We start from the raw sequence: 1,678 nt of genomic DNA on the forward strand, positions 1-1,678 counted from the left end.
TTTGGTAATACCAAGCTAGAGGTGTGATATGAATGATGTAAAACCCGTGGCTCAACCAAAGCAAACTATAAAAGCCTTTTTAGTCGAATTACTCAGCGTACGTGCAGGCGTATATATCAAACAAAACAATCAGCTGCCTAAAACAAAAGGATAAGACTGTGGCAAAACAAAAGCTTGCTCGAATCAGTATTACCGTACCTGAATCGACCCTCAACGCGCTCGACCAAAAAATTGTCGAACAGAACTATGAAAGTCGCTCGCAAGCCATTGTCGACATGATTAATAAACACCTGATTGCAGAGCAAGCACAGGCTAATGAAGTCATGGTGGGCACATTAACGCTGCTTTATGACGCTAGCCAAATGACCTTGCGCAATCAATTGGTCGATTTACAACAACAGTTTTTAGCACAGGTGATTAGTTCACTTCATATTCAGCTCGACCAACAAAAGATATTGCAAGTCATGTTAATGCAGGGTGCGAGTTCTGAGCTTAGACAAATTAGCCAGCAATTTATTGTGCTGAAAGGGGTGATCAAAGGACATCTAGAACTGATGGATGCCGTTATGCCGCCTATACAGCAAAATGACTAAATGAGGAGTAGCGTGTTGAAAAATTTATGGACCATCCAAGACTGGAAAACAGCATATCAAAACGGGCAAATCCATCTTGCAGATCTGATTGGCTATGTGGCAGAAATTAAAAATGATGATCATGCATGGATTGAAATTTCATCGAACGAGCAGATTCAGGCACAAATTGATGTTTTAAAAGACCAGAATATTGCTGACTTACCTCTATATGGTGTGCCATTTGCAGTTAAAGACAACATTGATGTCGCTGGCTTTCACACTACTGCTGCATGTAAAGAGATTCAATATTTAGCAAACCAAGATGCTACCGTCGTTGCCAAACTAAAAAAAGCAGGGGCAATTGTGGTTGGTAAAACTAATCTCGATCAGTTTGCAACGGGACTAGTTGGCGTTCGCTCGCCCTATGGTGCAGTAAAAAATAGTTTTAACCCCGAATATATTAGTGGTGGTTCAAGCTCTGGTTCTTCGGTAGTGGTCGCCAACGGTATTGTGCCTTTTAGTTTGGGGACAGACACGGCGGGTTCAGGTCGTGTTCCTGCAGGCCATAACAATATTGTGGGTCTTAAGCCGACAAAGGGCTGGTTTTCTACCACAGGTTTAATTCCTGCATGTCGGACTATTGATGTCATTTCTATTTTTGCGCTGCATATTGATGATGCGTGGACAGTTGCCAGTTTAATGCAGGGCTACGATGAAACAGATGAATATTCACGAATACATCCAGCCAATGTACCAACTCAATTTTCTAAACGAAAAATAGCTATTCCAGCTCAGCTTGAGTTTTATGGTGATATAGAATCTGAAAAAGCCTTTTTAGTTGCAGTCGAGCGTGTTCAAAAACTGGGTTACGAAGTTGAGAGTATTGATTTCAGTGCGTTTAATGAGCTTGCTGCCGCACTGTATAACGATGCTTGGGTGGCTGAAAGAACAGTCGCCGTTGAACGCATGACAACACGTGAAAAGGCTCATCCAGTCATTGCCCAGATTATTGCGCAGGCAGATAATTTCAAGGCAACAGATGCACTTCAAGCCGAATATAACCGCGCCGTACTAGCTCGAAAAATTAATTTGGCATTACAACCTTT

Annotated in this window: 3 protein-coding genes; all 3 read left to right on the forward strand. The window is 42.1% G+C overall.

Features of this window, described 5'->3' with window-relative positions; all coding sequences use genetic code 11:
• Positions 1-28 precede the first annotated feature (28 nt).
• Positions 29-154: a hypothetical protein gene (locus VXQ92_RS16940; RefSeq protein WP_265643198.1), complete on the forward strand. Its 126-nt coding sequence runs from the start codon at positions 29-31 to the stop codon at positions 152-154.
• A gap of 4 nt (positions 155-158) precedes the next feature.
• Positions 159-593, forward strand: a complete 435-nt coding sequence (locus VXQ92_RS16945) for a CopG family ribbon-helix-helix protein (RefSeq protein ID WP_001118704.1) — start codon at positions 159-161, stop codon at positions 591-593.
• Between the two features lie 12 nt (positions 594-605).
• Positions 606-1,678: amidase family protein (locus VXQ92_RS16950; RefSeq protein ID WP_416682601.1), on the forward strand; the 1,073-nt coding region annotated here is incomplete at its 3' end.

This window comes from Acinetobacter sp. 228, assembly GCF_048147885.1.

Coding starts and splice junctions, on each gene's coding strand:
- VXQ92_RS16940 (WP_265643198.1), top strand. CDS start 29: ATGAATGATGTAAAACCCGTGGCTCAACCAAAGCAAACTATAAAAGCC.